Raw genomic sequence first — 22,339 nt, forward strand, 5'->3', positions numbered from 1 at the left:
CCTGATCGACTGTGCTTTGTGCGGCCGACCGGTTTGTTGCGGGTTGCATACGGAAGGACGCGTGCAGTAGTTTTACCAATAGTCGTGTCCGTAACATCATGATAAAAATGCGGGCATTGACAGGTGCTTTGGTAGGTTTTCCGTGCAGCCAGATTTGCGTCCGCTATCATCCCGGTGATGTTGCCCCTGTCACCCTCACCGCAACTGGCCCCGGTTCCCGACGCGCTGGATCGATCCCACATCCTGGCACTGCTGCGGTTGGGCGATTTCTCCCAGGACTCCTTTCTGGCGACTGATTCCGCCGGCATCGTCATCTACCTGAATCGCAGTGCGGGACGCCTGTTTGGCTATCGGAACGGCTCGGCGCTGCATCTGGACGTGGGCGTGCTGCTGCCGGAGATCCGGCGGGTCAACGAACGGTTGGGTTCACTGGGGGCGCGCAACAGCGTGCTGTGGCGGGGCTACGGGCTGGATCACCAACGCGGGGCTCTTGCGCTGGTGGGGGCGGCCACACATATCCCGTCGCCCACGGGCGACAGCTATCTGTATGTGATGCGGGAGCGCCGGCCGGTCGCGGTTGATCGGGGCCGCCAGGCGGAGCTGGCGTCGCTGGTCTATCGCAACACCAGCGAGGGCATGCTGGTGCTGGACCCCAAGGGCTTCATTCTCGATGTGAATCCGGCTTTTGTAAAACTGCGCGGCCGGGATGCGGGCGAGGTCGTCGGCCGCCATGTACGGTGCCTGAACTCTCCGTGCCACGACCGTGATTTCTACCGCGCGGTCTGGCGCACCGTCATGGCGACCAGCAGCTGGCAGGGCGAACATTGGGGGCAACATGCCAACGGGGAGCTCTACCCGGAATGGCTGAGCATCAACACCTCCTTTGCCGAAGACGGCCAGGTCTACCGGCGGGTGATGATCTTCTCGAACATCGCCGAGATCAAGCAGGCCGAGGCGATCATCTGGAAGCAGGCGAATTTCGACCGGCTGACCGATCTCCCGAATCGCCAGATGTTCCATGATCGGCTGGAGCAGAGCATCCGCAAGTCCCAGCGGTCGGGCGAGCGCACGGGCCTGCTGTTTCTGGATCTGGACCGGTTCAAGGAAATCAACGATACGATGGGCCATGCGATGGGCGACGAGCTGCTGAAGGAAGCCGCGCGCCGCCTGAGCGGTTGCGTGCGCCAGAGCGACACGGTGGCGCGGCTGGGGGGCGATGAATTCACCATCCTGCTGAACGACATCGGCGATCCACGTGATGTCGAGCGCCTTGCCCGCAGCGTGCTGCGGCAGCTCGCCGAACCTTTCCGCCTGGGGGTGGAGACGGTCTTCATCTCCACCAGCATCGGCATCACGTTCTATCCCGACGATGCGACGGATGCCGAGACGCTGCTGAACAACGCCGATCAGGCCATGTATGCCGCCAAGGCCGAAGGCCGCAACCGGAGCTGCTATTTCACGGCTTCCATGCAGGAGCAGGCCCAGACACGCATGCGGCTGGTCAATGACCTGCACCTGGCGCTGGACCGCCAGCAGTTTGCGCTGGACTATCAGCCCATCGTGGATCTAAGCACGGGACGAATCGCCAAGGTGGAAACCCTGCTGCGCTGGCACCACCCCATTCTGGGGCGTGTGCCGCCTTCGGAATTCGTTCCGCTGGCCGAGGAAACCGGCATCATTCGTACGATCGGAGACTGGGTGTTCTGTGAAGCAACCCGCCAGGTTGCCCACTGGCGCAGCCAGTTCGCGCAGGACATTCAGATCAGCGTCAATATCTCACCGGCGCAGTTGCGCCACGAGGGTCTGGATCATGGCTTCTGGCGCAGCCATCTGGACACGCTGGGGCTATCGCCCGAACACGTCATCGTGGAAATCACCGAGGGGCTGCTGATCGATTCGGATGACAATCACATCCAGAAGCAGCTTGCCCTGTTTCATGAGGCTGGCATCCAGGTGGCGCTCGATGACTTCGGGACGGGGTATTCATCGCTGTCCTACTTGCGCAAATTCGACATCGACTTCCTCAAGATCGACCAGTCTTTCGTGTCCAATCTGGATACGTCGAACCCCGACCTGGCGCTGTGCGAGGCGATCATCCTGCTGGCACACAAGCTGGGGCTGCAGGTCGTCGCCGAGGGCATTGAAACCCAGGAGCAGCACCGTCTACTGCGTGCCGCAGGCTGTGATTACGGCCAGGGTTACCTGTTTGCCCATCCATTGTCCGCCGACGATTTTGCGGCTTTGCTGGTCGGTGATCCGGCCCTGATTCCGACGCCTTGAGCGTTGGCGGCGATCACCGTCGCGACGGTTGCAGGCAGTCGGGGCCGGCCGGGATCACGGCCCAGTGCAGGTCTATCATGGGTCCCTTCGGACCCCAGCGGACGAAATCCACGCCCTTCCAGGAGGCCGCGTCGTACAGGGCGTGTACGGCCGGAGTGGCGGGGCCGCGGCCAACGTCGCTGAAGGCGATCAATGCCCCGCACCGCAGCGCCGTGCCCGGTGCGAACCATGGCGATTCCGCGTCGCTTGCGTCGATGTAGACCTGGGTCGCCGGGCCGGCATGGATGGCAATGTTGCCGCCCAGCCATGTATTGGCCACGACGACCCGCAGGGGCCGCCCGGGCTGGTAGGCGCTCCAGTGGGCCTGCGCCTTTGCGGCGAGTGCCTGTGCCGGGTAGTTCGAGCGGCTGGCATGGCCGGTCAGATCCGCCAGCGGTCCGCGCGCAATCGCGTAGCCCGCAGCCATGGCGGTCTGCAGGCAGAGCGTGATGATGAGCATTCGGCGAAGCTGGACCGCATCCTGGCCGCGCAGCCACCACAGGCCATAGAAACCGGCGAGCACGAAGAACGTGCTGGCCCAGGATGCCTCCAGCCGCGTTCCCAGAATCACGGAGACCAGGACGGTGCCCAGGAAGGGCGCGAGCCCCACCCAAAGCAGAAACTGCCGGTCGGCGGCCGAGAAATCCTGGAAGTAGCGCGCACCTAGGGCGGAGGCCTGAAAGTGTTCGTCGTTGGCCGCGTAGCCCGGCGCGCGGTTGCCGCTGCGCCGGTACCAGAACGTCCACGCGGCGAGCGCAATCAGCATCGGTGACAACCGGCCTGCCTGATCCAGGGCAAAGGACAGCAGATCGCCCAGCGCTGCCAGCCGCCCGCCGGCCTGCAGGGACTCGTCGGCGTAGAACAGCGGTTCGAAGTGGTGATGGGACAGCCATGCGACGTGCGGAACCAGGACGAGGCAGAAGGTCGCCGTGGCCCATGCGATGCCTCGCCAGCATCGACGCTCGCGCAGTTTGCCGGTACGGAGCAGATACAGGAAAAACGCTGTGAACTGGATCAGTGCGCTGTACTTGGTGAGCATGGCCAGGCCGCAGACCGCGCCCAGCAGAATCCAGTCGCGGGTACGGTCGTCGCGCAGTGCGCGGTAGAACAGCCAGATAGAGGCCGTGATGGACCAGAGCTGCGCAGTGTTGTGGTTGTAGATCGTGCCGCGCAGAGAGAAGTAGGCCGTGACTGACACCAGCAGCACGGCGATCAGCGCCCGGTGCCGTGTCGTGATTTCACAGCCCAGCTTCCAGATGAACCACAGGCCCAGTGCCGAGAAAAGTTGCCCCATCAGGAAGGGCAGCCAGGCCGGCCGGCCCAGAAGCTCCGTCGCAAAGTGCATGAACCAGGAAGGAAGCGGCGGATGTTTGGTGTAGCCCAGTTCCAGGCTGGCGGCCCACACCAGTTCTTCCATGCCGTCCAGGTCTGGCGCGGTGTGGCTGATGGCGCACAGCACGGTCCACAGCGTGATCATGAACAGCAGGCAAATCACCACAAGCGCGGTGCCGGGGCGCCGTGCGAGCAAGGGAATCCTGGGCGGGGTGATGGCCAGCATGGCGGCCAGTATACTAGTGTCCTGTTTGGCTAATCCGCCCGTTCACATTACAGGTTTCCCATGACGACCGAAGTCCCCATCATCCGCGCACGCGTTCGCCCGGGTGCAAAATTCGTCAGCCCCCAGGGCACCAAGGCCGTGAAGGACGGCATGCGGCCCAGCGATCTGACCGGCATTCCCGATTCTGCCCCCAAGCCCAGCTGGCTGCGGGTGCGGGCGCCGGCGGGTGAACAATACCAGAAGGTCCGCGACATCGTGAAGACGCACCACCTCAATACGGTGTGCGCCGAGTCCAAGTGCCCGAATATCGCTGAATGCTGGGGGCGGGGCACGGCCACGCTGATGCTGATGGGATCGGTGTGCACGCGCGCCTGCAAGTTCTGTGCCGTGAGCACGGGAAATCCGCATGGCTGGCTGGACCACAACGAGCCGGCCAGCGTGGCGGATGCCGTCGTGCTCATGCAGCTCAAATATGTGGTGCTGACCTCGGTGGACCGGGACGATCTGCTGGACGGCGGCGCCGGGCACTACGCAGCCTGTATCCGCGCCATTCACGAGCGCTCGCCCAGCACTGCGGTCGAGGCTCTGACGCCTGACTTTCAGGGCAATCATGGCTGTGTGGCCAAGGTCCTGGACGCAGGCCTGACGACGTTCGCTCAGAACATCGAGACCGTGGAGCGCCTCACGCATGTGGTGCGCGATGTGCGTGCCGGCTATCACCAGACGCTGGACGTGCTGAAGTTCGCCAAGGAATATGCGCCGCAGACGCTGACGAAGACCAGCATGATGCTGGGGCTGGGCGAAACGGACGAAGAAATCGAGCAGACCATGGATGACATCCGGGCGCACAACGTGGATATCCTGACGCTGGGCCAGTACATGCGCCCGACCCAGAACCACCTGCCGGTGCAGCGTTTCGTCACCCCCGAACAGTTCCGCGCCTATCGCGCCATTGGGCTGGCAAAGGGCTTCCGAGAGGTCGTCTCCGGCGCCCTGGTGCGGTCCAGCTATCGCGCCGAGCGCGTACTGGAACACGACAACGTGGGCCTCTGATTCCATCATCCGTGGCTGAGCCCTCTAGCGGGCTCAGCCGTCTCCACCAGGGATGGGATTCACTTCGCTGCACAGTTGCTGCAGGATCGTGGCCAGTTCCTTGCACGCGATGCCCGGGAATTCGGGGTGTGCAAAGATCCGGTACACCATGGCGTAGCGGTGGCGTCCTTCGGCCAGCGGCAGTGGCTTGAGCCGGCCTTCCGCCAGCTCGGCCCGGATGCGCAGCTCCGGATACCAGGCAAAGCCCATGCCGGCGCAGGCGGCCTGGATCGAACTGGGCACCTGGCTGAACGTCCAGCGTTGTTCGGCATCCAGCCATCCGGCATTCTGGCGCTGGCTGCCCGAGTCGCGGACCACGAGCTGGCGGTACTGGCGTAGATCGGCCCATTCCAGCGGCCGGTCCAGCGCATTCAGAGGATGGTCGGGGGCGGCCACCGCCACGAATCGGATCTGCAGCAGCGGCTCGCCGCTGAAACCCTGTGGAATGCGGGGGCTGATGACCAGATCGGCTTCGCGGCGCAGCAGCGCCTCGTCCGTGCCGCTCAATACCGTTTCCTGCACCTCGATCCGGGTGGTGGCGCAATCATCACTAAAGCGCTTCAGCGCCTGCAACAGCAGCCAGTCGGGGAACAGGCCGTCGATGGCCACGCGCAGCAGCGGCTCGCGGCCGGCGGCCAACTGGCGGGCAGCCGATTCCAGGCCCCGCGCGTGTTCGACCAGCAGACGGGCGCGCTGCAGCAGGACCTGGCCCGCCGTGGTCGGGACGGCGCGGCGGCCTTGCTGTCGGAACACGCGCAGCCCCAGTTGATCCTCGAGCCGCTGTATGGCATAACTGACCGATGACTGGCTTTTACCCAGGGCTTCCGCCGCCTGTGCGTATCCGCCATGGTCGACCACGGCGAGCAGGGCTTGCCACTGTGAAATAGGGATGATGTCGTTCATATCTATCAGTTAGATCAAAGAGAGCCAGTATTTGCTGTTGATCATCTATTTATATGATTCATAATGGACTCATTCAGGACTTGGAGTCAAACATGACAGTTCGTTCAGTCACTCGCATCACGCCGGCACAGGCAACGCAGGATGGGGCGGGCGTGCGTCTCTTGCGCGCCCTGGGGTATCAGCACCAGGTTCGCATGGATCCGTTCCTGATGCTGGACGCGTTTTCGTCCGATGATCCGCAGGATTACATTGCGGGCTTCCCGGCGCATCCGCATCGCGGGTTCGAAACCGTCACCTATATCGTGGATGGCCACATGCGCCATCGCGACCACATGGGTAACGAGGGCGACCTGAAGGCGGGTGGTGTCCAGTGGATGACGGCCGGGCGTGGCATCATCCACGAAGAAATGCCGCAACAGGAAAACGGCCTTCTCCGGGGGTTCCAGATCTGGCTCAACCTGCCAGCGGGTGAAAAGATGCAGCCGGCGCATTATCGCGATATCCCGGCCTCGGAGATCAGCACGGCGGAGCTGCCCGAAGGCGGTTTCATCAAGCTGATCGCGGGCACGATTCCCTGGGCCACTTGCCCCCTGAAGGGCGCCGAGCAGGGACAGCGGCAGACACAGCCCATCATCGCGGACGTGTGCGTGATGGCCGGGCAGTCGGTAGATTTGCCGATACCGTCCACGCACAGTGCGCTGCTGTATGTGTTCGAGGGCCAGCTTCTGGCCGGCGACCGGCGGGTGGATGCCGGCCATGTAGCTTGGCTGTCGGAGCAGGGGGACACCGTGCGCGTGGCGGCAGCCCCAGACGCCGGCGTGCGGGTGCTGTTGCTGGCTGGCAAGCCGCTGCATGAGCCGATTGCCCAGTACGGCCCGTTCGTCATGAACACCTCGGAGGAAATCGAGCAGGCGTTGCGCGATTACCGTGATGGGGTGCTGGCGCAGTAAGCACGACCCGTTTTGGCGCGTGCCATAAAAACACCCCGGGACCGGATCAACATCCGGTCCCGGGGTGTTTTTGTCGGAGACTATGAGTGGGAGCGCGCAGCCCTAGCGGTGCCAGTGCCCGCGATCACCCCTACGACCCCAGTGCTCGTCTCCGTGCCGGCCCCGGTCCCAGTGCCCGCGACCACGCCAGCCATAGTAGTAGCCGGGTGCGGGAACATAGACCGGCCGAGGCGCCACGTAGACTGGCGGCCCGCCGTAGTAATAAACGGGAGGTGGCGGATAGTAGGCGGGTCCGCCCCAGACGACACCTGGTAGACCAATGCCAATCCCGACGCTGACGTCTCCGGCTTGGGCTACCGGCCCCGCAGCCATGGCACCAATGACCAGTGCCGCTGCAAACATTGCTTTTTTCATGAGCGGTTCCTGCGAATGATGATGTCCTATTGTGGCCCATACTCCCCAGCAGATTGTGTGGTTCCGGTGGGCAGACGCATCAAAACGCTACGTTTGCCCATGCTTTTGCGCCATGGGGAACAAGTGTTCACGTTTGTTGCGTCTTAACACCAACGGTGTTCAGCGGTGCTGGTCGAAGAAGGCCAGTGTCCGTTCCCAGGCCAGTTTCGAGGCGGCGGCGTGGTAGGCGGAGTCGCCCTCGCGGCCGAAGGCGTGCCCCGCGCCTGGGTAGGTGTAGATTGACAGATCCGGCTGGGCGATCTTGATGGCAGCCACGTCGTCGTGGCTGATGTGCTGGTCCTCGTTGCCGAAGTGGAGCTGGACAGGGATGCGCGGCTTGTCCTGGCGATGGTTGACGATGCCCCCACCATACCAGCACGAGGCCGCGCTGAATCGGTCGCTCATGCAGGCGGTGCGCCATGTCAGGTAGCCTCCCCAGCAGTATCCCGTCACCATGCACTTGGGCTGCTTCTGCAATGCGGCGGCGGCAGCCTCGATGTCGAGCAGTGCGTCCTCGTCCGTGACGGACTTACGCAGCGCCATGCCCCGGTGCCGGCCCGGCAGGTCGTAGCCCAGTTGCACGCCGGCTTCCACGTTGGGTGCGCGGTCAAACAGAGACGGGCAGATGGCGCGATAGCCGTGGTCTGCGTAATGTTCCGCCATATGTCGGATGTGGGCGTTGATGCCAAAGATTTCAGGCAGTACGACGACGCCGCAGGCGGCGTCTTCCGGCCCGGTGATCCAGGCCGTGAACCGATGGCCATCCTTGGCGGTCAGCAACATATCCATGAGTGGGTCCTCGTTCGTTGATCGGTATTCATCCGGTCCTCATCGTACGCTTGCCGCGCGTGAGACGGAACTTTGATTCTGTCATGTTCCTGAACAGATTCAAAGGGTTACGGCTATTACACATAGTCTGTAAAGGTTGTCTCAAATTGCTTACTCAACCAGCCTGGTAGGCGGCATAATGACACATCTTGTTAAATGAGCGGTGGGCATCGGGCCGAACCGCTGGCTGGAGCCCTGTCATGGCAACATCCGTCGCACCCGTTGATTTGTCCAACACGTCACTGTTCTCGTCCATGGGGGTAGGCTCGGGCCTGCCGCTGGGCACGCTGCTCACGCAATTGCAGACCAGCGAAGAGGCCGCACTGCAGCCCATCCAGTCGCAGGAAGGCGTGGTGAGCGCCACGCTGTCGGCGTACGGCCAGGTCCAGGGTGCCGTGACTGCCTTGCAGGTGGCCGCCCAGGCGTTGACCACCCCAGGGACGTTCAATGCGCTGCAGACCAGCGTCACGGGCTCGGGCTTTACCGCCAGCGCCGGCGCCGGTGCGGTCGCCGGGCAGTACAGCGTGACGGTTGATCAGCTCGCCAAGTCACAGACGCTGGTCACCAGTGGACAGGCGAGCGCGACTGCCGCCAACGGGACTGGCGGCACAGTCACCCTGACGTTGGGCGATGGCAGCACCCATACGCTGGACATGACCGGGAAGGACACGTCGCTCAATGGTCTGGTCAGTGCGATCAACGCCGACCCCAGCCTGGGCGTGTCTGCGACACTCATCAATGACGGGTCGTCCACCCCGTATCATCTGTTACTGATTGCCAACGGCACGGGGACACAGGCCGCCGTCAAGAGCATCAGCAGCAGCAATGGATCCCTCCAGAGTCTGCTGGGTTTCACTCAGGGTTCCGCATCGAGCGTGACTGAATCTGCGGCTGCCAATGCCCAGCTGCACATTGACGGCATTGCCGTCACCAGCCAGAGCAACACCGTGCAGGGTGCCATCTCCGGGGTCACGTTGACGCTCAATGCCGTCAACGCGACACCATCGACCCTGGCGGTCACCCAGGACAATACCAAGGTCACCGACGCGGTGCAGGGCTTCGTCAACGCCTACAACACGCTGCAGTCCACCGTCCAATCGCTAACGGCTTACGACACGACCTCAAATTCCGGCAGTGTGTTGACGGGGGATTCCCTGGCACTGCAGGTTCAGAGCCAGACCCAAAGTGCGCTGGATACTTTCCTGCCCGGTGGCACCATCAGTTCGCTGTTCCAGCTGGGTGTCAGCTCCGACCCGACGACAGGCAAGCTTTCGCTGGATACGACTGCGCTGTCGCAGGCTCTGGCCAAGGACCCTACCGGCGTCCAGAATGTGCTGGGCGGTACGGCCGGCGTCGGCAAAGCGGTGCAAACACTGACCACCAACATGCTGGAGACAGGCGGCCTGTTCTCCAATGCCGATAGCAGCCTGAACCAGACCCTGAAGGACCTTCAGTCTCAGTACACCGAGATGTCGAACCGCATCAGCGCTGACATGAGCAACTATCGGCAACAGTTCACGGCGCTGGATTCGATGGTGGCGCAGATGAATTCGCTCAGTTCGTATCTGACCCAGCAGCTGTCGGGCATCAGCTCGTCGAGTTCGAGCAAATCGGCGGGTTGATCGCTGCAGGACGGGCTGCTGGCGGCCTGCTGGTCGCCCCCGCAGCCGTTGCAACGATGCCGCATCGACGTTTCACTATCTGGAAAACCCAGGTAGAATAGGGGTCTGGGGCCGACTTGGCTTCGACGTGGGTCGCAAAACAGGATAGTGCATACCGAGCACCAGTTCGCTCGTAAATCCACTGGAAATCTACAAACGCCAACGACGAGCGTTTCGCTCTGGCCGCTTAGGCGGTGAGCCGCTGCACCGACTGGTCCCTGGGTCGGGTGGGGTAAAACCTACAGCAGCGTCATTCACAGGGAATCGGGTTCGATCAGGTCACTGGGTCGGGTCTTAAACTAAAGTGAATCGCCAAGGAAGGGCCTGTCGTCTGGCATGATCCAAGGTTAAAACTTAAAGTAGGCCGACTAAGTATGTAGAGCTACTTGCAGAGGGCTTGCGGACGGGGGTTCAATTCCCCCCGGCTCCACCAGTCTCCAGAATCCCAACCTTGATGGTTGGTGTGGAGTTAAGCAAAAGTTGGCCATTTGGCCACTTTATGCTTTATTTCACGGATGGCCAGATTTTGCTTTTTTGCAAAAATGTAGTAGGAATTCAGAGATCTGCCCATGTAAAAGGGGTGTCTCCAAACGGAGACACCCCTTTTTTATGCTGGCAGCGTGGTGGACTTAGACCGCGTTGTCGTTTGCGGCCTGGTACGCGAGGTCAGTGAGAACTGTATATAGATGTCGGGTGCTGTTGATCGTTTTGGTTCCGACTCGCTGCTCGACCTCGCTCACGGTGATTCCTTCCCCTTCATTTTTTAGGGCAATGCACGCCTGTTTCAGTTCGTTGTGTAGCGCGGCTTCCCGAAGACTAGCTTGCTCATGGCGGTAGCGAAGGTGATATTCGCCCAACTGTCTGGCTTCTTGTGTGGCCTGGAGGTAGAGTAACCGCGTGTTGATGGACAGCGACTTGGCCACTTCGGTGACGCTGCGGGGTTTGGGCTGGAGCAACTCCCGGCGCAACGTGTTCCGGATGACTGACCAGTCATGCTCACGTCGTTCGCGGGGTTTCCGCTTTCCAGGCTCTGCCAGCACAAGCGCCATCTGTCGCTGAGCATCGGCCGCAGGCTGCCATTGATCAACCTTGCCTTGTAGTAAGTCCGCCAGCGGGATATCGCAGCATAGGGCGATGCGCGTGATTGTGTCCATGGTCACAGGCGTCTGAGAAGTGCGCCAATAGTGGATGGTCGATTTGCGCACCCCCAGTCGCCGAGCAAATCGCGCATCTACGCCTCCATCCAATTCATTGATGATGTGTTCAACCGCTTGGTGCAACGAGTCGGGGCCGGCCGTGAATTCATCCGGTTGGGGCGACGAGGTTACGGCGAGCAACGCGCTGATGCTCCTGGTGCGTGCGAAATTGATATCTGCGCGCTCGGCTTCGAGTGTGCTGGCCGAATTTCCGCCTTGTGCAGGTAGTGGCTCCGTCCGCGATTCTTCGTTGTTAGAGCCCAGGAACGTGCCACACGCGGTACACCACCCTGGTACGACAAAAGTCGCTGTGTGCCGCACATTGGACTTCTGGCAATGAGGGCAGCGGGCAACCAGTGCTGTGTTGTGGCGCTCGCAGACCTTGTTCAACCCGATGTCCCAGGCCAGGCGAAAGTACGGCGGTCGGCCTGACTTCTGATCGGCGGCAAAGCACTGCGGGCACCACCGCGCCTGATTCGCCATTAGTCCCTTGGATGCGACACAACCCCGCAAAGGCAACAGCGTCAGATGCTTCAGGGTATTGACGCTGGTCAGCTGCGCCAGCATGCCCGCCCAACTCAATGCAGCGTCTCCCAACCCTGAGATTGAGCGTTCATACCAGAGATAACGGCTTTTGCCGTGAGTGCCCTGGTGGGTTTCCCACCGCTCAGGCTCAATCCTCTCGATAATGAATTTGGACAGATCGTGTGTCGTGCAAGCATGGCTATGCACAAGTCGGCAGAAGTAGCTCGTCAGGCTCTCAACTTGCGGGGTTGAGAGCCCAATGGGCGCCAATGCATGCAAGCTGGAGCGAGGCACAGAAGCCAGGGTGCGATCCAAAATGGCGAGATTGCTCATTCGGGCCTCCTTACTTCTTTGGTGGAGATTGTTTCGTTATCAAAACACTGCTCACCCCACTGAATCTCTTCCAGGATCCTTGTGTGCTGTCCAGGGGTAAGCAGGCAGCGATTGAGCAGCCCTTGCGTGACTGTGCTCGTCCTCTGGATCTGTGCAACGAATTTACGCACGATCGTCATGAGATTCCCAATGCAACCCAACGTGTTTTCTTGCAGCGTCGGGGCATTTTCAGTGAGTAGTCCCCCAAAGAGTCCACCGCACCGGCTCTCCAGTGTTTCAAGAAACACATAAAAGCTTTGGACGTCGTCGGCTACATCCACCTTGTAGCGCGAAAAGTGGATCTCTTCGATGCGTCGCGCAAGCTGTCCGGATAGACGGCTGACGCCCAAAATGTCGTAAGAGCCAAAGAGGATGATCTGGCATTCCGCACAGTTCGACAGGCTTTTGAGAGCGTCAGTCTGCCGTTTCATCTGACTATCAGACACGTTTGTGAGGTGACCACCCTCATCGATCATGAGCACCTTCACGCCGCGTGCGCGCAGGGCGTACTCTACCTTGGCGTGCAGGCCATCGGTCGTGTTCTTGCTGTGGCCCAGCGGCCGGTACATGTGATTGGTGTGGGGATCAATGCCGTAGGCCACCCCCGCAGGGGCGTCCATGCTCATCTCAAGCTGGCTGAGGATGGTGTTGTAGAAAAGTTTCCAGTTGAAGTTCTTTTCTGACGTTGCTCGTGCCTCAACCTTTAGCACGGGGATGAGCCCGGGATTGTTGTTCATCTCGGACAAATAGCGCTTTTGCAGGTCTACTTCCAAAGTCTGCGAGAGTGTTGTTTTGCCGACCCCGGCTGGGCCAGTCACCAAAATGATGTGCCCTTTGCCCAGACTCAGCTGGGTCTTGATTTCGTCGATCGCATCCTTGATGCGTGGGTGCGTGATCCGTTTTTCCATCGTGGCATACGCTGCAGTGAGCTTGGCTTGCAGCGCTTGTTGTGCCTGGTCTTTCTTGTTCATTAGTCCAAATCTCCATATAAGTCTGTTTGATAGGCAGCCGCGTTGGCGGCAGTTTTTTGCTCTTTGTGGCCTATCAAGACTTTTCGGAGAGATTTCTTCCTGATGGAATCGTGTCCGCTGGCTTGGTCGCGAGCGTATTGCTGGAGCGTATCCAGTCCAAAGGTTTTTGTCTGATCGTCACGCTGCTCAAGGAGCAAGCCGAGCTCCTGGTGTAGACGCGACGTCTCTTCCATTTTCTCCATCTGACGGCGGCTGTCCTCGCTGAGAGACATCGTGCAGATGAACTCCCTCAGTCGTGTGGCGGTGCCGATGAACGGGTATGGGGGCGCTGCCTGACGGAATTTTTTGGAGTGCGTTTTCTGGTATTCAGCACTTACCGCCGCAAGTTGGCGTTCGTCCATGCGGGGCAGGTCGCGCAGCAACATGCAATGCGCATCAATCCACGTGCGATCCGGCTTTTGTACAAATACGCGTCCAACATTTTCCGGATCGAAGCGAACCGGCACCTTCCTGCTCGTCAACAGCAGGCTGTCAAAGTAAGGTGATTGGTAATAAAAATTATTGACCTTGACGCCCCTTTGCCGATCAATGGTTCGCAGTCCACCTTGATCTACCGACGGGCATGTCAAGATCAGAAGGTCCCGGTTGTAGGCAATCATGTGATGCGCTCGCTCGCCCGTTTCTTGTAGTGCCCGCTCAAACGCATCACGTGGAGACATGTCTAGCGTCGGATGCGGGGTCTGATCGTAAATGTTGAACGCCCAGTCCTCCAATACATGATAGAGGTGCTCCAGCCCCCAGGTCGCCAGGCGCTGAGGCAAGTGTGTGCCGGTGAGCGAGCGGACGTTCCTAGTGAGCTTTGTGTTGCCGTCCAGGTTATGAATGAGTTGCGTATTGAGTGTGCCGAACATGCGCTCCATCACGGCGCCGGTTCGGGGTTGGCCGGCGGGGCGCAGCCGAAGGTTCGTACCCATGTAGCCCAGGAAGGATCTGACGTCATGGGAGATGAGGTCTTTCCCGTTGTCTGTCATCAGCGTTTGTGGCACACGATTCCAGCGCCGTACGAAATCGCGCAGGCACATAAAAACGGCTCGCCGGTCTGGTGGCATAAAGCTCAGGCACATCGCCATGATCCGTCGCGAGTAGGCATCTACCGCAAGCGAGAGCCAGGGCCTGCCCAGCGGGGTGCCTGTCTTTTGGGCTCTGAGTTCAATGTCGAGCAGTGTGTGGTCCATATGCACGCACTCGAATGGCCTCACACCATGGCGCGGGGTGTCATAGGAAAGGCTGTAGTAGAAAGGGGCCTGCTGATACGCAAGGCGCTTGCCGTATCGGGCCCTACGGCTCGCATTGCTTTCATTGGCCTTCAGATAGTTGACGAAGGTGGGGTAGCTAGGGCACCCGATGGACTTGTTCTGGCAATGGGCCTGGAGTTCCTGGTGCGCGGCTTTGGCGGTAGGCGCGCGTGAGGTCACATAAAAAGTTTTCCGAATGAATTCCATGGCGCCGATTTGCTCCTCGGACAGGCGTGGCTTGCGATTGCCTTTGTCGCCATGCCGGGGAGCAAGAGACAGGATTTCGTTCTCGTTGTTGATTACTGCAAGTGACTGTTGGGCTTTCAGTCGGCGGAAAGTGCGATCAGAAAACGGCGTTCTGCGCGGGTCATAGCCTTCGTCAAGCGCACGGGCGCGCTGGCGAGCCTTTTTGAGTTCGGATTCCGAGCGGCACAGCAGAGGGCTGATGTCGATTTCATTGGTGCTGGGGCTGCTCAGCACCGTCAGTTTTCCACTGGCATGTGTGTTGAGCAACCAGTCTTTGTTCAGAGTGGTGGTTCTGTTCTGTCCGGGGATGTTGCACACAACGCCATCTGCAGTCAGCAACTCAATCGTGAAGATGGTGCCGGAATAGCTAAAGGATGCCCCTTGGACCAGGGGGAACGCGAAGCTGCCCTCAGGCTGAGGCCTGCCTTCCATCAGCCGATCACGGTGGAACACCATCAGTTCGTGATCCCGATACACCAGGAAATTGTCGGGAGCACTCAGAAGCGCAGAATCCAGATCGCACATGAGATGCCCGTGGGCGACAGCAGTATTGATCTCGTCAGCCTGAAAACCAAGCCCATGCAGATCCCGGATGCTCAGGCGCCCGTGTTCTTCGAGTGCAGCACGCAGCCCCGCCAAGACCTTCGGTGAGCACGATGGGGTCCTGGGATCAAAATAGTCGCTGAGGATTTCCAGGTTTTTTGTGCGATTCGGATGGACGGCAGCGCTGCTATGCAACTCGTAGCCAATGCCCAGATCAGCGCAATACGCCTCGATCTGAGGGCTGCGCCACTGTGAACCTTGCTTCTCATAGCGCCAGGGGTGGCGCCGAGCCAGGGACATGAGCTTGTCTTCTGTTTTCCACTCCTGCAGCGTGATTTGGTCCTTTCGGATTACGAGAAAGTCAGGTGTGTGATCGATCGGATGCACTTGATCATTGCTCTCATCGAAGAGGTCAAGCTTCAGCCTACAAGGCTGTGGGTAGTATTCCAGTAGCTGCGGGTCGTATTCGTAGTTAAGGGCAGCGGCGTATTCCGCTTGCCGGCTTTCCGTGGCGATCTCGCACCCCATCTTGCGGCTCGCGAAGTACGTGATGATATTGGTCCCACGTGACTTCACCTCGCGCACAGGAGCTTGCTGTCGCGCATCTCGAACCAGCTTGCGCCCCTTTTCGGGAGTACCGAGACGATCGAACAAGCTATCCATTTCGACAGGAGTCAGCATGTCACACCATCCTGGTAATAGGCGCAGTTAGTGTGCGTCAGCGCACGAGCGGAGGCGCCAACGCCTGCGGTGCTGAGGCCCTCTCTCCAAGCGGTGCTGTAGATGCGCATTCCAGTGTTCTCCTTAGATCTCATGCAAAACAATCTATAGACTTGGATCAAGTTGATTCAAGCAAATTGAAGAATTGGATGTTCTGAGATGACCTAATGTGCAGATTTCTGCTCATTAGGTCCCCGCGCTGTTGCAAAACTGCATTACTACCGTCGTGTGGTGGTAGTCCTCTCACAGCGCGGCGAGGTTGACAGAATTGTCCTTATCCTCCTTGCCTGCACATGACGCTCTGGCATACTGGTCCCGTTCAGTCAGCCAAGAAGCCACCATGCCACTTCTCGTTGCGCTTGATGAGTACGACGGCGCGATCCAGTGCATTGCCGCGCATGCGCAGCTTGCTCTGGCAGCACCTGAGCACCAAGAGGCGGCGTTGCAGTTGATCCTTTCTGTATGCCAAAAGACCGATGAAACGGTGGAGGACGTGCTGCGGTATGCAGGTCCTGCCTGCTTCACGAGCCTCGACGCAGACGTTTACTTGCGGTGATTCCCCGCCTTGATGCTCGGGGAAGAGGCTCATCTTGCGGGCGTGTCTTTTTCACGACGGGCGCGGGATTCTCCCACCTTTGGTAAATTTCTCCTTGCGCGTGGCTTGCGGCGTTTGATAGGCTATTCCCATAGGCTGTACCTTTGCCCACACATCAACCGCCCATCGGGTCCCATCATGAACCACTACGAACGTCGCACGCCGAAGAATTGGACGATGACGGCCGCTTATATAGCGACCGTCGTGACCGCGTGCGCGGGGGACGTGATGGCGTGACGTATTGATTTCGTCACCTGACAAGCCCCGCCACCGCTGCGGGGCTTGTTGTTTTTACGGGCTTCGCAAGATCTCAAGCTTCTTGGAGTCCGCCATGCCGTTGATACCGCTTCCCGCCCAGAACGGCTGACCGTCGGTAGGCTGCTCTGCCGTCCCGAGGGAGGTTGAGCGTCCGTCGAGCAGTCGCGATTCCCGCCCTTTGCCACTCGTTTTTATCGGAGACACGTCATGTCCGAGGCCCGTGCTCGTCTGGATGCTTTGCCCAATCTCTACCCGCACCTTTTTCAGGGCGGCCCCTTGCCTTGGGGTTTCGAGGTGGGTGATGGCTGGAGCGATCTGATCGCCACGCTGTGTGTCCGCATCGATTCCATCCTGCGGGAGGCCCCGGGCGCCCAGTTCGAGATCTTGCAGGTCAAGGAAAAATTTGGCGCTCTGCGTTTTTACTACGAGATCGATGGGGTTGAAGAGTCTATCTCCGAGGCGGTCCTGGAGGCAGTGATGCTGGCCGGGAAGGCGAGCGTCCATATCTGCGAGCGGTGCGGGCGCCCGGGCGATCATGGCTCCAAAGAAGGCTGGCTCTTTACGCGATGCGCGGTCTGCCAGGCCGGTGATCCTTGAAGACTGGAGATATGGATAGGAAGAACCATCATGGAACGCAATGAATTTACCGACGCCTTGTCCGACTTCCTGGGCGATGAAGCTCGCGAGGATGTGCTGGGCGATGAGGCCCGATCTGGCGAGGTGCCAAAGGCACCATTGAACAATTTCTTTGGCGACGACTTTCTGACCCTTTTGTACTTTCATAAAGGGCCATGTGCCCATGGGCTTGAGCGCCATCGGAAAAGCCTCGAGACGGTGGCCCACCTGAAGGCCCCGCGTCATCGGAGAATTGAAGCCGCTCTGGCGCTCGGCCGCTTCATGGCGTCGCGCCACGCCGGCTCCGATTTTCGTGCACGCGGCACCAGCCATCCTACCGATTGGTTCCTTCTCGCGCGCCAGCTGGGTAGCGTCGTTGGTGGCTTAGCCTATGCCGATGCCCTGCTGGCTGAAAACGAACAGGAGGTCCAATTTTGCCTTGATCGTGATCCGTTGCCTCGCCTCGTGCGGAACTCAAAGTCGGGTGACGATGATGTGCCCCATCCGAGTGAGGAAGTGTGTCAGGCATGGTACCTCGGTGCGCGCACCGCATTGCGTCACGTGCAGCGCGGCTTCACTGGCTGGGATGCTCATACGTTTGACTGCGCACTGGCTTGCATCGTCAATTACCTGACGTTGTTGCCTGGGCAGCGGCTCACTCAGACGCTTCCGTTGCCGCAACGCCGTGCGGCGCTCGCTTGGCTCAAGCCTTTGTGGAATCGTCTGATTACCGCTGCACCCAAGCATGGGCCTGACCCGCAGGCGTACCGCGTGGCTCTCATCGAGCAGCAGCTTGCAGTCTTCATGCGCCTGGACGATCTGGAGAATGGGGGTAGCGATTGCAGGCAGACTCTTGAGGTGGTTGATCCGCCCGTTGTCGGGGGTGATTGGATTGTCGTGATCCGTAGCAAGATCCCGGACACGTCTGATCGCCCGGAGATGGAATACCTGAAGCGCTATGAGGTGCTGCGCCGACCTGTGGCTTTGACCGCTTTGCCTGACCTCACCGCGTTGGGGGAGATTCGCCGCAAGTTGGAGGCGGAGTTTCCTTGGGCCTCCGATGCGATTGAGGCGGTCATGAGCGATCTGCTCGCCCGACGCCGTCATGGTGTGGTGCGCCTGGGGCTGTCTCCTGTTCTGTTGGTGGGGCTGCCGGGCACAGGCAAGACACGCTTCGCGCAGCGTCTGAGTGACCTGTTGGGCACGCCCAACACGGTCGTCAACCTGGCGGGCATGTCCGACGTCAAGCTCCTGAAGGGGGTGACGCGGGGCTGGGCGAGCAATCGCCCGTCCAGGATGGTGGAGTTCATCCAGCAGACCCGCGTCGCAAACCCCTTGTTCGTGCTCGATGAGATCGACAAGGCGGGCAGGGTCTACGGCAATGGCGGTGATCCGCAGGAAGCGCTCCTCGATTTGCTGGAACCCGGCAACGCCAGGCGGTATCAGGACATCTACCTCATGACCGAGTGCGATCTGTCCCACTGCCTGTACGTGGCGACGAGCAATTCGCTGGCAAGGGTGCCTGAGCCGCTGCTCTCGCGCCTGCGCCCGGTGCTTTTCCCGGCGCCCGGACCCGAACACACCGAGGTGATCGTCCAAGGGGTGCTGGGAGATATGGAGCGGGCCTGGGGGTTACCGGCAGGAGCACTCGAGGTTTCGTCCGACGGGTGGAGTGCCTGAGGGGGTTGCCGCCGCGTCAGGTGCGCCGCGCATTGCTTGCAAGCTTTGGGGACGAGGCCGACGCATCGCTCTACACGCTGCATTAATTCGTACACCGTCCCATCGCGCAGTGGAATCTTTCCGGCCGACGCGATGGGCCAGAGCATTGAGAGGTCATCATGCCAACTTTGCACCAACGTTTGCCGGCCAATGCCGCAGGTCGCGACTTCATCATGGGCGATCTTCATGGGTGCCTTGATCTGCTACGGGTGGAGATGGAAAGGATTGAGTTCGACCCGGCCGTGGATCGGTTGTTCTCCGTCGGGGACCTGATCGATCGAGGGCCGGACTCCATGGGCTGCCTGCGGCTGCTGCGTGAGCCATGGTTTCATGCGGTCCGAGGGAATCACGAGGACATGCTGCTCGATTACGCCTATCCGGTAACGACTCCCTATGCCTACAGCGGTGCGGGGACCCTGCTCCTTAGCAATGGCGGACGCTGGGTGTTGGATCTGGGCAAGTCCGATCAGGATGAACTTTGGACGGACCTGGCGCCTCGGGTGGCCAAGCTTCCCTATGTCGTCACTGTGGGAGAGGGGGTGAGCCGATTTCATGTCGTGCATGCCGAACTCATGACGGGGCATGTGGACGAGACCAACACCTGGTACAACCGGATGGACGACGATTGGGGTAAGCCCAAGCGCGTGCTGACCGATACGATGGTGAAGGATGCTGTGCTTGCGAAGATGATCGAGCAGATCACCTGGGGAAGGCGGCTCATCCGCGAGGTCGAGTCGGAAAATGCGTCGGAGGTGTCCACTCCTTCAGGAACGCTGCTGCGTAGTCACAAGACCTGGCGCAAGGGACTCTCCCTGACCTATGTGGGACATACGCCGCTGAAGTCCATGGTGCTGCATGCGTCGCACTTGTTCATCGATCGCGGCGCTTACCTCAGAGAGCCAGGGACTTGCCTGTTGGTATTGGAGCATCAGGAGGTGCGGGAGTGGCTCGCTTAGTTGAGCAGGACATATGATCCGCCCGCCCGCGGCCGACCCAGTGATCCGCTGAAGGCCCAACGTTTGGCGCGTCGAGAACAGATAATGACGCAGTGAGAGCAGTAGCCTCAAGCGCCGTCTCTACGCGCGGAAAATCGTTTCGCTATTCGTACTTCGTAAGTGCGGCAATCCTCGCGAGGCTACCCGCCCAATCGCCGAAGAACTCCAGGGCGTGGGGTCCGGTGTGCCCCTCGATAAAGTCCTAGACAACGGCCTTGAAGTCCTCGAAGGCGGCTGGGGCGTAGGCCCAAAGATACAACTTGTGGGTGGTGCGGCCGCCGGGATTGAGCATCTTCATCGGTGTCTCGTCGCCGTGCAGCACGCGAGCCTGGCGGCACGCTGAAACGCACGATGCGTCTATTTGGAGTAAAACTTGTAAGAAAATGATTGGAGGGGCGGTGTCGATTCTGCAAGAAATACTGGCCTGGAGTCAGGAGTTACCCGCATGGCAAAGCGATGCAGTCGCACGTCTGTTGGCCAAGCAGGTACTGACTGCGGATGACCGAGACGACCTATTCACGATGCTCAAGTCAGCACATGGCATCCCTGATCCGAAAGGTCGTACGCCTAAACCGCTCACAGCTGACCAAATTCCAGCACTAGTCAAGGTGACGACGCACATTGGATTGCTAGCAATGAAAAATATGCGTCACGTCAACGCGATTGCAGAGAATCAACATCTGGTTTTCGGCGTCGCCGGAATGACTGTTACCGTTCGCTTGCGCGTCGCGACAGGCCGCAATCCGCTGCGCAAGGGACACTGGACAAAGATATCCGAGCGGCTGCAATGGGTTGAAAGCAGTCTTTCGAAGCAGACCGCTTCCGACCCAAAGCGGGTGACCATACAGCTACGCTGAATCAGAGGGTGAGTCTAATTAGCCACGATTGCTTCCATATAGGAGGATTCCCGAATAAGTCGGACTAAATCCATGCCTCCCAAATCAGTATCTAAGGATTAGCATAATCGAACTTGGAGCGATAATACATGTCAGCTGAGATTAAAGAGCGGGTACTTCAGTGGTTGACAGGGTCTGATACCTGTTTTTTGATTGGCGCCGGGTGCAGTCGTTGCGCTGGGAAGCCTCTTATTGGTGAGTTGACGGAAAAGGTGCTGGCGAACGTTGACCCAAAGATTAAAGTAGAGTTTGATGGGTTGAAAGGAACTGGAACGAGACCGCCTACCATCGAAGATCTCATCAATTATCTGGTGCGTTACCAATATATTCTACAAACGGTGCAAAACACCGACAAATATACCCTCCAGCCCTCATGGATTAACGATTCATTGGAGGCTATCAAGGAGCAAATCGTCAATCATATTGCTGATGCCTGGACAGACAGCACAGTGCATGCACGCTTTTTGCAGCGAATCGCCAGCAAGTGGTCAAAGTCCGCTCGCGATATTTTCACTCTCAACTACGACACCCTGATTGAAGCGACGCTTGACAAGTTACGCTATCAATATGTAGATGGCTTCCGTGGCTCTCGGCTTGGTTGGTTTGATCCAACGATTTTTGAAGAAGCGTCAACATGTGCACCGAATTTCAGGATTCATAAACTGCATGGCTCAATAAATTGGTTGCGAGAAGATACTGGGCATGTCCGTCGTTCTGTCATTAGTTCTATTGATGACATCAGGGAAACTGTCGTTGTCTATCCGTCTGAGCAGAAGTATCTGCAAACGCAGTTTGGTGTGTATGAAACACTAATGAGCAGATTTAGAGCACGCCTGCGCGCGCCCAGTGTGAACAATTGTCTTGTGATATTGGGCTATAGCTTCAACGACGAGCATATCAATGAAGCGATTGTGGATGCCATTAACGCCACCGGTAGCAATCTGACTGTGATCGCATTTGTTGGACCCGATGCGAAGGTGGCAGAGCAGCAGTCACAACTAACCAACGTAGAATCACGATGCGACAACCGCTTTAATGCCTTCGTCGGCAACTCGTTTTACGTTGGCAATGCGCTCGATGAAGTAGGGGCAAAAAGTCTTCTTGAGACAGAGCTTTGGAAATTTGAAAATTTGGTTGACTATATTGCAGGGGCAGCGGCATGAGTGCGGAAATTCTGCGGGTTGGCCGAGTTATTGAGGTTTCTGGTTCTCAGGTCGTTGGTGAGCTAGAAGCTTCAGTCGAAGACCTGTATCGGACATATAAGAGCCGTCGTTACACTGTTGGGCAGGTCGGATCAATTGTTCGGATCGAATCAGGTGACAAATTGGTGTTCGGGCTCGTGACCGCATTGCGAATGTCCGAAGTCGCCATAGCTGAAAGATCGCTGGAGAAGAAAACCACAGAACGAAGCAGTGACGCGAAATGGCTCGAGATCGAGCTATTTGGCGAGGGCTTACGCAGCGGCATTGGTGAAAATGACTTTGAGTTTCAGCGCGGCGTCGTCACCTATCCACTGCCAGGCCAGCCCATATTCGTCGCAACCGTCAGTGAACTGAGCCGAATTTATAACCGCCCAGACAAGCCGTCCGTTCATATTGGTTCACTCTCGCAGGCCTCAGGATTGCCGAG

General features: G+C 59.3%; 18 protein-coding genes, 1 other RNA gene and 1 pseudogene. 12 read left to right on the forward strand and 8 right to left on the reverse strand.

All coding sequences use genetic code 11. The features are described 5' to 3' along the window. Positions 1 to 177: 177 nt before the first annotated feature. Positions 178 to 2,280 (forward strand): bifunctional diguanylate cyclase/phosphodiesterase, encoded by a 2,103-nt coding sequence (locus EPN31_RS04365; RefSeq protein ID WP_291770035.1) that lies wholly within the window; start codon positions 178 to 180, stop codon positions 2,278 to 2,280. A gap of 13 nt (positions 2,281 to 2,293) precedes the next feature. Here the strand turns inward: EPN31_RS04365 and EPN31_RS04370 are convergent, their stop codons facing one another. Further along, entirely contained in the window at positions 2,294 to 3,877 is a 1,584-nt protein-coding gene (locus EPN31_RS04370) for a glycosyltransferase family 39 protein (RefSeq protein WP_291770037.1), read from the reverse strand. Between the two features lie 60 nt (positions 3,878 to 3,937). Between EPN31_RS04370 and lipA the strand changes: the two genes are divergently transcribed. After that, positions 3,938 to 4,930 (forward strand): lipoyl synthase, encoded by a 993-nt coding sequence (gene lipA, locus EPN31_RS04375; RefSeq protein WP_291770040.1) that lies wholly within the window; start codon positions 3,938 to 3,940, stop codon positions 4,928 to 4,930. A 33-nt stretch (positions 4,931 to 4,963) separates the two neighbouring features. On the opposite strand, the gene EPN31_RS04380 is transcribed toward lipA, so the two are convergent. Next, the gene (locus EPN31_RS04380; protein WP_291770043.1) at positions 4,964 to 5,872 is read right to left on the reverse strand and encodes a LysR family transcriptional regulator; all 909 of its coding nucleotides are present in this window, start codon (positions 5,870 to 5,872) and stop codon (positions 4,964 to 4,966) included. 92 nt (positions 5,873 to 5,964) lie between these two features. Between EPN31_RS04380 and EPN31_RS04385 the strand changes: the two genes are divergently transcribed. After that, positions 5,965 to 6,822, forward strand: coding sequence for a pirin family protein (locus EPN31_RS04385; RefSeq protein WP_291770045.1), 858 nt, complete (start codon positions 5,965 to 5,967; stop codon positions 6,820 to 6,822). Positions 6,823 to 6,924: 102 nt separating this feature from the next. Here the strand turns inward: EPN31_RS04385 and EPN31_RS04390 are convergent, their stop codons facing one another. Continuing rightward, a complete protein-coding gene (locus tag EPN31_RS04390) occupies positions 6,925 to 7,236 on the reverse strand; it encodes a hypothetical protein (protein WP_291770047.1) in 312 nt (103 codons plus the stop codon). Between the two features lie 159 nt (positions 7,237 to 7,395). Beyond that, positions 7,396 to 8,064 carry a dienelactone hydrolase family protein gene (locus EPN31_RS04395; protein ID WP_291770050.1) on the reverse strand — a complete coding sequence of 223 codons (669 nt, stop codon included), beginning with the start codon at positions 8,062 to 8,064 and terminating at the stop codon, positions 7,396 to 7,398. Between the two features lie 239 nt (positions 8,065 to 8,303). Between EPN31_RS04395 and fliD the strand changes: the two genes are divergently transcribed. Both fliD and ssrA read left to right on the forward strand, forming a co-directional pair. Next, on the forward strand, positions 8,304 to 9,725 hold the full coding sequence (gene fliD / locus EPN31_RS04400) for a flagellar filament capping protein FliD (RefSeq protein ID WP_291770052.1): 1,422 nt from the start codon (positions 8,304 to 8,306) through the stop codon (positions 9,723 to 9,725). Between the two features lie 107 nt (positions 9,726 to 9,832). Beyond that, positions 9,833 to 10,197, forward strand: a transfer-messenger RNA (tmRNA) gene (gene ssrA, locus EPN31_RS04405). A gap of 196 nt (positions 10,198 to 10,393) precedes the next feature. On the opposite strand, the gene EPN31_RS04410 is transcribed toward ssrA, so the two are convergent. From EPN31_RS04410 to EPN31_RS04420, 3 genes are read right to left on the reverse strand one after another with little or no spacing between them, the layout of a single operon-like run. Next, positions 10,394 to 11,818, reverse strand: coding sequence for a TniQ family protein (locus EPN31_RS04410; protein WP_291770055.1), 1,425 nt, complete (start codon positions 11,816 to 11,818; stop codon positions 10,394 to 10,396). Then, positions 11,815 to 12,828, reverse strand: a complete 1,014-nt coding sequence (locus EPN31_RS04415; RefSeq protein ID WP_291770057.1) for a TniB family NTP-binding protein — start codon at positions 12,826 to 12,828, stop codon at positions 11,815 to 11,817. Before EPN31_RS04415 ends, EPN31_RS04410 begins: the two co-directional genes overlap by 4 nt. Next, positions 12,828 to 15,593, reverse strand: a complete 2,766-nt coding sequence (locus tag EPN31_RS04420; RefSeq protein WP_291770060.1) for a DDE-type integrase/transposase/recombinase — start codon at positions 15,591 to 15,593, stop codon at positions 12,828 to 12,830. The genes EPN31_RS04415 and EPN31_RS04420 overlap by 1 nt, the downstream gene beginning before the upstream one ends. A 379-nt stretch (positions 15,594 to 15,972) precedes the next feature. On the opposite strand from EPN31_RS04420, the gene EPN31_RS04425 reads away from it, so the two are divergent. The 4 genes from EPN31_RS04425 (at position 15,973) to EPN31_RS04440 (ending at position 19,775) form a co-directional block, all read left to right on the forward strand. Further along, the gene (locus tag EPN31_RS04425) at positions 15,973 to 16,188 is read left to right on the forward strand and encodes a hypothetical protein (protein WP_291770062.1); all 216 of its coding nucleotides are present in this window, start codon (positions 15,973 to 15,975) and stop codon (positions 16,186 to 16,188) included. Between the two features lie 504 nt (positions 16,189 to 16,692). Beyond that, positions 16,693 to 17,082 (forward strand): hypothetical protein, encoded by a 390-nt coding sequence (locus EPN31_RS04430; RefSeq protein WP_291770064.1) that lies wholly within the window; start codon positions 16,693 to 16,695, stop codon positions 17,080 to 17,082. Between the two features lie 30 nt (positions 17,083 to 17,112). Further along, entirely contained in the window at positions 17,113 to 18,780 is a 1,668-nt protein-coding gene (locus tag EPN31_RS04435) for an AAA family ATPase (RefSeq protein ID WP_291770067.1), read from the forward strand. Positions 18,781 to 18,938: 158 nt separating this feature from the next. Then, positions 18,939 to 19,775, forward strand: coding sequence for a metallophosphoesterase (locus EPN31_RS04440; protein WP_291770070.1), 837 nt, complete (start codon positions 18,939 to 18,941; stop codon positions 19,773 to 19,775). A 241-nt stretch (positions 19,776 to 20,016) separates the two neighbouring features. On the opposite strand, the gene EPN31_RS04445 is transcribed toward EPN31_RS04440, so the two are convergent. Further along, entirely contained in the window at positions 20,017 to 20,232 is a 216-nt protein-coding gene (locus tag EPN31_RS04445; protein ID WP_367188291.1) for a transposase, read from the reverse strand. Here EPN31_RS04445 and EPN31_RS04450 point away from each other — a divergent pair. The 3 genes and pseudogenes from EPN31_RS04450 to EPN31_RS04460 form a co-directional block, all read left to right on the forward strand. Then, positions 20,213 to 20,671 (forward strand): hypothetical protein, encoded by a 459-nt coding sequence (locus EPN31_RS04450; protein WP_291770073.1) that lies wholly within the window; start codon positions 20,213 to 20,215, stop codon positions 20,669 to 20,671. The genes EPN31_RS04445 and EPN31_RS04450 overlap by 20 nt on opposite strands. A gap of 128 nt (positions 20,672 to 20,799) precedes the next feature. Beyond that, the gene (locus EPN31_RS04455) at positions 20,800 to 21,873 is read left to right on the forward strand and encodes an SIR2 family protein (RefSeq protein WP_291770077.1); all 1,074 of its coding nucleotides are present in this window, start codon (positions 20,800 to 20,802) and stop codon (positions 21,871 to 21,873) included. Further along, a pseudogene (locus EPN31_RS04460) lies at positions 21,870 to 22,339 on the forward strand (hypothetical protein); the annotation flags it as partial. The gene EPN31_RS04455 and the pseudogene EPN31_RS04460, both read left to right, overlap by 4 nt.

The organism is Castellaniella sp., assembly GCF_004321985.1.
Taxonomy (GTDB): domain Bacteria; phylum Pseudomonadota; class Gammaproteobacteria; order Burkholderiales; family Burkholderiaceae_B; genus Castellaniella.

Bases quoted from the DNA above. Each gene is read 5' to 3' on its own strand.
- EPN31_RS04365 (WP_291770035.1), top strand. From the start codon at position 178: ATGTTGCCCCTGTCACCCTCACCGCAACTGGCCCCGGTTCCCGACGCG.
- EPN31_RS04370 (WP_291770037.1), bottom strand. From the start codon at position 3,877: ATGCTGGCCATCACCCCGCCCAGGATTCCCTTGCTCGCACGGCGCCCC.
- lipA (WP_291770040.1), top strand. From the start codon at position 3,938: ATGACGACCGAAGTCCCCATCATCCGCGCACGCGTTCGCCCGGGTGCA.
- EPN31_RS04380 (WP_291770043.1), bottom strand. From the start codon at position 5,872: ATGAACGACATCATCCCTATTTCACAGTGGCAAGCCCTGCTCGCCGTG.
- EPN31_RS04385 (WP_291770045.1), top strand. From the start codon at position 5,965: ATGACAGTTCGTTCAGTCACTCGCATCACGCCGGCACAGGCAACGCAG.
- EPN31_RS04390 (WP_291770047.1), bottom strand. From the start codon at position 7,236: ATGAAAAAAGCAATGTTTGCAGCGGCACTGGTCATTGGTGCCATGGCT.
- EPN31_RS04395 (WP_291770050.1), bottom strand. From the start codon at position 8,064: ATGGATATGTTGCTGACCGCCAAGGATGGCCATCGGTTCACGGCCTGG.
- fliD (WP_291770052.1), top strand. From the start codon at position 8,304: ATGGCAACATCCGTCGCACCCGTTGATTTGTCCAACACGTCACTGTTC.
- EPN31_RS04410 (WP_291770055.1), bottom strand. From the start codon at position 11,818: ATGAGCAATCTCGCCATTTTGGATCGCACCCTGGCTTCTGTGCCTCGC.
- EPN31_RS04415 (WP_291770057.1), bottom strand. From the start codon at position 12,828: ATGAACAAGAAAGACCAGGCACAACAAGCGCTGCAAGCCAAGCTCACT.
- EPN31_RS04420 (WP_291770060.1), bottom strand. From the start codon at position 15,593: ATGCTGACTCCTGTCGAAATGGATAGCTTGTTCGATCGTCTCGGTACT.
- EPN31_RS04425 (WP_291770062.1), top strand. From the start codon at position 15,973: ATGCCACTTCTCGTTGCGCTTGATGAGTACGACGGCGCGATCCAGTGC.
- EPN31_RS04430 (WP_291770064.1), top strand. From the start codon at position 16,693: ATGTCCGAGGCCCGTGCTCGTCTGGATGCTTTGCCCAATCTCTACCCG.
- EPN31_RS04435 (WP_291770067.1), top strand. From the start codon at position 17,113: ATGGAACGCAATGAATTTACCGACGCCTTGTCCGACTTCCTGGGCGAT.
- EPN31_RS04440 (WP_291770070.1), top strand. From the start codon at position 18,939: ATGCCAACTTTGCACCAACGTTTGCCGGCCAATGCCGCAGGTCGCGAC.
- EPN31_RS04455 (WP_291770077.1), top strand. From the start codon at position 20,800: ATGTCAGCTGAGATTAAAGAGCGGGTACTTCAGTGGTTGACAGGGTCT.